The sequence below is a fragment of the Paraglaciecola sp. genome, from assembly GCF_030730205.1.
GTDB lineage: Bacteria > Pseudomonadota > Gammaproteobacteria > Enterobacterales > Alteromonadaceae > Paraglaciecola.
In genome coordinates this window covers 1-9,339 of sequence record NZ_JANQVQ010000261.1, presented here as the reverse complement: position 1 = coordinate 9,339, position 9,339 = coordinate 1, and the positions used below count along the sequence as shown (strand labels likewise).

Here is a 9,339-nt window from a genome sequence, read left to right as displayed (position 1 = left end):
TGTTCACCTTAGCTGTTTTTGCATGTTACTCACTACTTCATCTTGCTGGCTTTTAACCCCCTTCCGACAATCACTAAGGTATCCTGAACCACTATAAAACCCACTACCTCATTTAATTTAAATCAATCAAAAACAAACACTTGAAAACTTAATCAAGAAAATTCATTTATTCAATCAATGTACCACTTGACCAAATGGTACAAATAAACTTTAATTGTACCATCTTGACGAGAGGTACAAGACTAATATGATAACAATTGATCTCGATTCTGCAGACCCTTTGTTTAACCAATTGGTGAAACAAATTAAACAGGCAATCGAAAACAAACAGCTTAGGCCAAGCGATGCCTTGCCATCGATCCGTCAATTGGCAGCAGACTTAGACATCAATGCTAAGACGGTCGCCAAAGCCTATCGACTGTTAGAACGCGATAACGTGATCGAATCAAAAGGCTACCGAGGCACTTTTGTCCGCGCAGACGCAGAAAAAAACATTCAAGTGGATATCAAAGCGTGGCTAAACCAAACACTTGCTGATGATATTGAAAAGTATCGCAGCGCTGGGCTGACTGATTCTGAAATTAGAATCGCTTTTAATGCCGCGCTATCTAATACATCGAGCTGCACACCAACAAACTAAGGAATTCAGTATGTCCAACTGGCTTACTCAAGCAAATTATTTGATGATGATAATACAGGTAGTTGTCACCCTTGTGTTGGTGCCTATTGTGAGTTTTAACATGTTAAAGGGCATCGCAAATAACTACGGCATCCATCGCTATCCTCAAGCGGCAACAGACGTAAAACAATGGTTAAAAAAGGCAGGCCGTAGCTACTGGCTGGTTGTTTTGATCACCTTTGTACTGGCTACTGGTATCGTTTTACATGCCATCATCAACGATACAGAGTTATTAAACTGGGACGACCAAAGTGGATTATTGGTGATATATCTACTTTCCATGATCCCTGTTGTTGTCATGGTATTGATGCACAAAGCCCTTTTTTCGCTTTTTAAAAAATACTCAGGCAGCATACGCACGGCCTCGCTGAGAGTGCGCACATGGCGTGAATATATTTCGGCGCCCTTGGCGGTGACAATCGTTTTTGCAAATATCGTATTTATTGCCACCGTTTTGTATTTTGTAGCGCACCCTTTCGATGGCTTTGCGGGCTACGGTAATTTAGTCGGCTTGGTAATACTCGATAGTCTATTTATCGGTATTATTGCCGTAGTGTATCGCGACAATAAAATGCAGGGCTTAGCGCAACCAGTGCACCGCGATGCTCTCAAAAAACGCGCCATTCACATTAACATGCTGATATTGGCTATCGCGGTATTTCACCTATCCTTAAGTATGTGGCTCCAAGGCACCGAACTCATCAATTATAAATTGCTGCTCCAGTCTTTATACTTTCAAGTGATATTAATCATTACCGCGCTGTGCTTAACCTTGCCAAAATCAGTGTTTGAAAAAGAACGCTAAAAGAGCAAAAGAATTGGCGTCAGATTGAACGCCAAATACAGCCTAGGTGATGGCAATATGGCCTAACAATACGAATTATGGGGCACAGGATTGTTAAATGTTGCAGGCCACCAACGACTCTTTTTGCTCAACAGGAATGGCAATAAACCATGAGTGTAAATCTTGGACAACTTGATAATCACAGTTTTCCTCGACCACAGAACCACGGATGACTCTTGTCTTATTGTTCTGTTCAATAAAAAAAGAGGCCTGAGCCCCATTGGATTTTTGATACACTCCAGTCACATCATTCAGCGCGATTTGTAAGGCTTTTTTAAGCATCACCGCCAGCGACTGCGCTAATACATCACCTTGCTTGGTATTGTCATCGAGAGCTGTCACTGCAGCAAATTTGCCCCCATGCACTTCAATCATATTTTGGTAGAGAGATGTATTCTTGCCGCCTTTCGGATGAGGTATCCAGGCAACTAATTTAAGCATCAGTTGGCTCATGTCTGGCTTACTAAAAAAAATCGGTCTTAGTCTCAATGTTTGCGTGTTAACGGTATCCCTTGTCACCAGGTTTTCACCCATATCATCAAGCAATAAAGGTAAGGATAAACGCTGAACCTGATCGATAAGAGTCTGTATTTGGGCATTCGCTTCTTGTTGCGCAACAGCCAATTTGTCATCGCGAGTTGAATCTACCAAACTAGCATGAAGGCCGATTTGAGCGATTAAACCCACTAAACCCGCACCTCCTTGATACAAGATTGCCGTCTGGCCTACTTCGTCATCACCGTCATAGTGCCCTCTTAAATCAACACTGTCTCCACCGTCAAAAGTAAAGGTAAGGGAACTTGGTTCATTAAATTGATTCTTGACTAAATTAACATGTTTTGTGTAATCGTCTCTGTATGGGGTGCTTCCGCACCCCGCCAAGACCATAATAAATACTAAAAAAGTAAAACGCTGCATCTGTCCTGCCTTGGCATAGCCAATTAAATGGCTTCTTTTAACTTAGCTTTTACGTTTTCAATCGCTTGATAATAAGCCGTCGTCACACTTGGAAATGCAACTGGCTCATCCCACTCACCGGCAGGTTGAACCTTCTCATCTATTTCAAGATATTGCACATAGGCATTCGTATCTAAATCTATAGCGAAAAGCGTTCCAGCCACATATCCCTGTGGGTCGCCATTAGGTACGTAGCTGCTAAAACTGCGATATGCGCCGTGACGATATAACTGCAACACAACTAACACATCTAAGCCCATAGTTTGCTTTAATACGCTGAAATCTTTGCTAGCGTAACCTAACTCACCTTTAAACTTTTTGAGTTTATCAATTGGCATAGGTAATGTTACTTCGGTGATTGGGGCTTTTTCTGCGTATTGAGCAATCACTAAATTTTTAATATTGTCTAGCTCATCCGTTGAAATATTAGCTTCTAAATGGGTATCTAATTTACTTGTTAAAGAAGACGCGACGCCATAACACAACAAGCAACCCGCACCATAAATATGCGTAGTCGCGTTTTCTTCAGGGGCTATATAAACAAAGCCAATTTTTATATCGCTCTTAGCTAATATATTGCTGTTTAGCGCAACAGTTTGTTGCGGTGCACTTGCACAGGCGGCTAAAAAAAGTGACAAGCCAATTACCAATACGTGTTTGAATTTTTGTCCAAATAAAGTCATTACTTCATCCTTTGCTACTTAAATTATTATATTTTTTATGGTGTAACATCTGTAACAAGCCACAATACCATCCTCTGCTACAGGGTGTTAAAACATCTCCCCTCGCTCAAATAATAACGACTATACTCACCCAGTTGTTTTTTGAGCGCGCCAGTATAAAACGAAAATGAGCAAATATTCCACAACTGAATATGTGCATTATTCACTGATTAAATTTTAAAAAAACAGCGTTAAAATAAACACTTAGCTCAGCCAACAAAATAAGGGGCTCAGTAAACTAGCGATATCCACTGCCCTTTTTAAATGTTAATCACCGGTAGTGGTTGTGCCGCGTAGCCAAACCTGACGCCTTACAGTCGGTTGATCGGGTTGGCAGGCTGAAGCGTACAACTTTTATAAATATCGACCGCGCCCACTTGATGTCAGCAAAGGTCAGCTACACTCATCTTATGGCGGTGCAAACAAAACACTTCTTAGATCAACAAGACGCTGTTGAAAGCATTTTTGTGTAGGGGTGAGAGTGTTTTTTGTAATAACACGATAGCGATTCAAGGCTCAGAGGGCTTCAATGAAAAAATTCAAACCCCAAGCGATATCATTGGCTTTGGTGCTCGCGCTAATAGTCGGTGTCTTTGTTATTCAGTCGAGTAAAAATACCGTCAATGACTTTCCCTATCTTGAATACGGCGGCGAGCCTGTTCCAGACTTCAATCAATATGAGCGAGTACAAGACAAAAAGCGCGCCTTTTTTAATTATTTAACCCCCGTTATTGTTGCCCAAAATGAATACATTTCTTCGCTTAGAACACTAATTAGAGAACTTCAAACTCTACATTTAGCGGATCAATCACTCACGACACGTCAACAAAAAGAATTAGACTGGCTCATCACAGAGTACCGAGTGAAAGACATCAAAGCGCCCGAGGAAGTATTCACTAAGTTATTACGCCGGGTTGACGTGATTCCCGCAGAATTAGTTTTGGTGCAAACCGCCAACGAATCAGCCTGGGGCACCTCTCGCTTCGCGCAAGAAGGCTATAACTTTTTTGGCATTTGGTGTTTTGACAAAGGCTGTGGCTTTGTGCCCACCAAACGCAATGAAGGCGCTGCCCATGAAGTCGCAAAATTTGATGACTTAAATGAAGCCATGTATGCCTACATGCGAAACCTAAACAGCCATCCTGCCTACACAGAACTTCGCGCTATTCGTTCAGCCTTAAAAAAGAGCGACAAAAAAGTGACTGCTAACGCTCTGGCAGCGGGATTAATCAATTATTCAGAACGACGAGAAGCATACATTGAAGAGATACGCATGATGATCAGAGTGAATCAAAAGTTCATGTCTTCACAAGAGAGTTAAGGCTTTGGCACCGTTACAAACCATAAAGCACTGAATGTAAATAGCGCTTTTCAATGCTCAGCTATCTAGCGCCTTCCTTATTCAACAAGATACATGCGCTAAACACAGGGCCGCTTAGGAGGCTACAAGGCGAAACGCTCCTTAAACAAACTCGTCTGACGACGGGACACCTCCACTTTGGCACCACTTTGCATAGTGAGTTCTAATCCGCCAGAACTGCAAGCTTGTACGTCATTGACCTTGTCTAATTGCACAACGTGACTTCTGCTTACCCGAAAAAAATGCTTTTCGGGCAAACGTTTTTCAATTTGTGCCAAGGTTTTATGTAACATCGGATGCTTATTGTCAAAATGCACCTGGGTGTAATTTCCCAATGACTCGAAACGCTCGACTTGAGCCAGTGGAATTAACCAACATTGCCTTCCGTCTTTAACAAAAAAACGCTGCTCCATGGTCATTAACTCATCTGTTGGATCCTGCTTATCAGTAGCGTCATCAACAGATAAACGTTCACACGCTTTGGTCAAACGAGCTTGGGTAATAGGCTTCATTAAATAATCAACCGCGTTATTATCAAAAGCGTCTAGCGCATATTGTTCGAAGGCAGTGGTAAAAATAACTTTTGGCGCAGGCATTAATTCTGTCAGCAACTCAAAGCCATTACCGTCAGGCAAATTAATGTCTAAAAAAATCACATCGACTTTGTGTTGCTGTAAATACGCCCGAGCACTTGCAAGGTTTTCAGATTCAGCGACCAGCTCAATATTGTGAATATTCGCTAATTGAGACTTTAATTCTAGGCGCCCTAACCTAGAATCTTCAACTATCATTGCGCGCAACATTTGGCTTCCTCTAGTACAATTTTCGCTGAAACTAAGTGTTTATTTTCAGATAAGGTAAAACGCGCTTTATCGTTAAATAACAAATGCAATCGTTGCTGAATGTTGGTTAGGCCAAGACGCGTAGAACTCTCGCTTGAGATAATGCTACCTGGGTTAGTCACTTCAAGGATCAAACTGTGATTGGCCGAAACATGGATGCTAATTACGCCACCTGTAGCGCTGTTGCCAATACCATGTTTAATGGCATTTTCTACTAATAACTGCAGTGACAAACAAGGCACATTCCAATGCGCTAGCCTATCCCCACTTATATGCCAAACGACTTCTAATCTTTGTTCAAATTGCAGCATGTTTAACTTGATAAAACTCTTAGTTAATTCAATTTCTTGCTCTAAGGGCCACAGTTTATCTTGCTTGGTCTGTAAGCTTACCCGCAAAACATCCGAAAGTAGCGCAAGGCTATCTCTGGCTTTATCGGCGTCTTCTAAAATTAACGCGCGAATATTGTTAATCGCGTTAAACATAAAGTGAGGGTTGAGCTGATTGAGCAGCAAATCCATCTGACTTGTCGCCAGTTGTTCTCTTAATTGTGTTTCTCGAACATAGGCCAGCCTCAAAGATTTTTGACGCTTAATGAGTAAGTAAACGGCTGACCAACAAAGCAAAAACAGCAATATATTTGGGTACGAGATTAATAATTGCAACAGCGCCACATTGCTTTGTTGACCGAATAAAAACGCTTGGTTAGGCAATAAAACCAAACCGATAATCAAGATTGCAGCCAGCGACGCGATCACACTTCCAAGAACAGCTTGGCCGATGCCTTTGGGTAAGGAGTCTGTTTCGCGGTCTCGATAAAAACGACGTAACACACCAGAGGCAACCATCATTGAAACAAACAAGCTAAGAGAATTAATTAACTCGCCAAATTTAAAATGACTAAAATAACCTCGTGCAAACAAGTTGAGCAGCGTTAAGCTGCCCCAAATGCTTAACTGTATGCCCCAAAACGTGAAGGGTATTCTCATAGTTGCGCTAACCAAAGGCTTATATCCTTAACCACTTCAGGCGATACAGTGGTATCAATAGATGCATACTCAGCAGGCAAACCTGTATCCGCCGGCTGCAATAAGTGGTTCAAATTCGGATAAATCTTATAGCTTAACCACTGTTTATCAATAGATTGGATGAATCCATCAATATTTTTTTGCGCTGGCACTTGCAGATCTTTACCACCACCAATGACGAAGGAAGGAACGCTGATTTGAGTTAAAAATGTTTTCGGGTCTGTTTTGATAAAATATTGCATCCATGGTGAGCTTAACTGTGCCAATTGCCCCTCTATTTGTGTTGTCGACATACCACTTTGAGCAAGCAATTGTTTTAGCTCTTGCGCTGGCGCATCGTTAACCACTGCAGCGATAATTTTGCGTTGCTGCACATCATCTTTTTCAAGTTGCGAGCTATCTAGCCCCTGCACTTTTTGAATGAGGTATGACTGATCAATCAGTATTTGCCCACCAGTGGTACTTGGTCCTGCAAGTGAAACAAAAAAATCTGCTTTCTCGTAATCCTTATTTGCCATGGCAATTGCGGCAATTAGGCTTCCCTCACTATGCCCTACATAACCTAATTTACTTTGCGCAAAACGTGGGTCAGAGTGCATAAACCTCAGGGCCGCTTCGGCATCGCTGGCAAAATCCATACTCGTAGCGGTAGCAAATACACCACCAGATTCCCCGACACCTCTATCATCAAATCTGAGCACGGCAATGCCACTTTTTGTCAATAAATCAGCCAAAACAGCATAGAGCTTGTGACCAAAAACGTCTCCATCTCGTTCAGTCGGACCAGAACCTGATACGATTATTACACCATGTTTTATGGGGCCTTTAGGAATGGATAAGGTGCCCGCTAAACGATGCCCGACTCGATGATTTTTAAAGCTCACTTGCTCAACGCTATAATGTGGTGAAAGGCTTGGATCCTGCGGTTTAGCTTTGCGCACAGCAGCAGTTTGTGTCTTGACTAAAGTAACAGGCGCTTTAAAACCTCCCTGCTGATATTCGCCTTTAATTTCTCCATTCACTAGTTCTCCTCGATATTGAATACCCGCGGCAGTCAGCACTAGCGTAAGAGCGTTACCTTCTTGGTTTACATCGTCAAAATCCAAGCCAAATTGATTTTGCGCAGGCACATCTAATGATGCCTCCAAACCATCCGGTGATTGCTTAAAGTTAAAGACAAATTCGACACTTTGCTGCTCACTCACTTGCAGAATGCCCCGCCAATGTCCCTCAAAAACAGGCGTTTGAACAACTGCACCCGTGTGTTTGGCTGGCATAATAGTTTGAGTGCCAGAAGCAAACGATTCGCCCATGTAAGCCAAAGCCATGCAACTAGATAACAATGTGACGCTAAAATATTTTAAAAAGGGTTTCATTTTGTTTCTCCGTGATTGAGTTGCCCTAATCTAAAGCACACACAAACTTACAGACCGCCTTTTATATAAGCGGTCATTTAATCGTTTAAACGGTATGGCTATAAATTGCGAAGTCAGAGGCAATGAAAATAGAGAAGCGCAAAAAGCTGATTAAATAATGTCATTCGGTCGCATTTTAAGGCTTGCTAGCAAGAGCAAAAATCGGTGTCGCTGCCCTTTTGATTTATACATATACCATGCTTAGTGTGTTTTGAATCCGAAAGAACACCAACAAGTAACAACGCTGTTTTTGACTCACTCATTTTCGCATCAAAACCCATCATCTTTTGCCGTCTCACTCCTGTTAAATTGGTGCAATTTCGGCCAAATCAGTGCAAATAATAGTCAAATTTTGTTTCGTAAACCTTAAAGGCAGACCAGTTAGTCCATATTTAAAGGCCGCAACTCAAGCTACTCAATTTGGCATGCTTCCTGTTAAGTGAATTTTGAGCAACGAACTCAAACTTAAAATAGGAAACTTATGAAATTACGACTTTTTACTGCTGTAACATTAACCCTTTGGAGTGCAATCAGTTTTGGAGCTAATTGTGTTTATAATTGTCCCACCGGAGTATCGGGCCAGGTGGTAACACGTTCTATCTATACGCTAAGCAATAATGCCAACACAAAATTCGCCGACTGGGTTGCATATCATGTAACACCCTCCACCATTAATGGACCAACACGTTCTCGTAATTGGAAAGCTGACCCCAATATTGCGTCATCAAATACCTTAGAGCCAGCTGATTACACTGATGCAAATGCAATATTAAAAACTGACAGAGGTCATCAAGTCCCCCTTGCCTCATTCAGCAACACAGCAGATTGGGCAACCTTAAATTACCTTTCCAATATTACCCCTCAAGCATCAAATTTGAATCAAGGTCCTTGGGTTGATTTGGAGACCGCAGTGCGAGACTTAGTGGCGACAGGACAAGATGTGTATGTCGTTAGCGGGCCTTTGTACGAATGGAACTTTGGCACCCTGCCCCAAGCAGATGAAAGCCATACAATACCTAGCGGTTATTTTAAAGTCGTGATTACAGATGTGAACGGCTGGGTAGAAGCATCCGCGTTTATCATGGAACAAAATGCAGCGCGCTCTGATGATTTTTGCGACGCTGAAGTGACTATCAATTCTGTCGAATCCCGTTCAGGATTGAATATCATGCCCTCCTTACCTTCCTATAAAGAAAGTGCAGTAGAAGGCCAATTGGGAGGCTTAACCAGCGCCCTTGGCTGCAATTAAACGAGTCGGTCTAACACGTGTTAGACCGCTTCAGCCTTAGCACTTTCGCTCACTATCGGCACTACGTTTCAGGCTTAACAATTCGTGGTTGGCTAGTGCTCTTTTTGTCAATCGTTCTTTCATTTCTTGGCCCAATAAACTGCATAAACTTTCAACAATTTTATCAGTATCCGTTCAACCTAATATTCACTTCTTCGTTGTAGTTTTGCTCAATTTTCATGTCTTTTAATCCCCAAAGTGAAT

The 9,339-nt window shown here is 42.0% G+C and carries 9 protein-coding genes; 4 read left to right on the top strand and 5 right to left on the bottom strand.

Annotation, left to right across the window (positions count from 1 at the left end; translation table 11 throughout):
- Positions 1 to 247 precede the first annotated feature (247 nt).
- On the top strand, positions 248 to 640 hold the full coding sequence (locus NWQ57_RS17250; protein ID WP_306023412.1) for a GntR family transcriptional regulator: 393 nt from the start codon (positions 248 to 250) through the stop codon (positions 638 to 640).
- Positions 641 to 650: 10 nt separating this feature from the next.
- Positions 651 to 1,484 carry a hypothetical protein gene (locus tag NWQ57_RS17245; protein ID WP_306023411.1) on the top strand — a complete coding sequence of 278 codons (834 nt, stop codon included), beginning with the start codon at positions 651 to 653 and terminating at the stop codon, positions 1,482 to 1,484.
- Positions 1,485 to 1,577: 93 nt separating this feature from the next.
- On the opposite strand, the gene NWQ57_RS17240 is transcribed toward NWQ57_RS17245, so the two are convergent.
- Complete coding sequence (locus NWQ57_RS17240; protein ID WP_306023410.1) at positions 1,578 to 2,441, bottom strand: hypothetical protein; 864 nt, start codon at positions 2,439 to 2,441, stop codon at positions 1,578 to 1,580.
- A 23-nt stretch (positions 2,442 to 2,464) separates the two neighbouring features.
- Complete coding sequence (locus tag NWQ57_RS17235; protein WP_306023409.1) at positions 2,465 to 3,163, bottom strand: hypothetical protein; 699 nt, start codon at positions 3,161 to 3,163, stop codon at positions 2,465 to 2,467.
- Positions 3,164 to 3,731: 568 nt separating this feature from the next.
- Between NWQ57_RS17235 and NWQ57_RS17230 the strand changes: the two genes are divergently transcribed.
- Entirely contained in the window at positions 3,732 to 4,523 is a 792-nt protein-coding gene (locus NWQ57_RS17230) for a glucosaminidase domain-containing protein (protein WP_306023408.1), read from the top strand.
- Positions 4,524 to 4,645: 122 nt separating this feature from the next.
- Here NWQ57_RS17230 and NWQ57_RS17225 read toward each other — a convergent pair whose 3' ends face one another.
- From NWQ57_RS17225 to NWQ57_RS17215, 3 genes are read right to left on the bottom strand one after another with little or no spacing between them, the layout of a single operon-like run.
- Entirely contained in the window at positions 4,646 to 5,365 is a 720-nt protein-coding gene (locus tag NWQ57_RS17225; protein ID WP_306023407.1) for a LytTR family DNA-binding domain-containing protein, read from the bottom strand.
- Entirely contained in the window at positions 5,350 to 6,393 is a 1,044-nt protein-coding gene (locus NWQ57_RS17220) for a sensor histidine kinase (RefSeq protein ID WP_306023406.1), read from the bottom strand. Before NWQ57_RS17220 ends, NWQ57_RS17225 begins: the two co-directional genes overlap by 16 nt.
- Positions 6,390 to 7,808, bottom strand: coding sequence for a S9 family peptidase (locus NWQ57_RS17215; RefSeq protein ID WP_306023405.1), 1,419 nt, complete (start codon positions 7,806 to 7,808; stop codon positions 6,390 to 6,392). Before NWQ57_RS17215 ends, NWQ57_RS17220 begins: the two co-directional genes overlap by 4 nt.
- Positions 7,809 to 8,328: 520 nt before the next feature.
- Here NWQ57_RS17215 and NWQ57_RS17210 point away from each other — a divergent pair.
- Positions 8,329 to 9,096, top strand: coding sequence for a DNA/RNA non-specific endonuclease (locus NWQ57_RS17210; RefSeq protein ID WP_306023404.1), 768 nt, complete (start codon positions 8,329 to 8,331; stop codon positions 9,094 to 9,096).
- Positions 9,097 to 9,339: the final 243 nt, after the last annotated feature.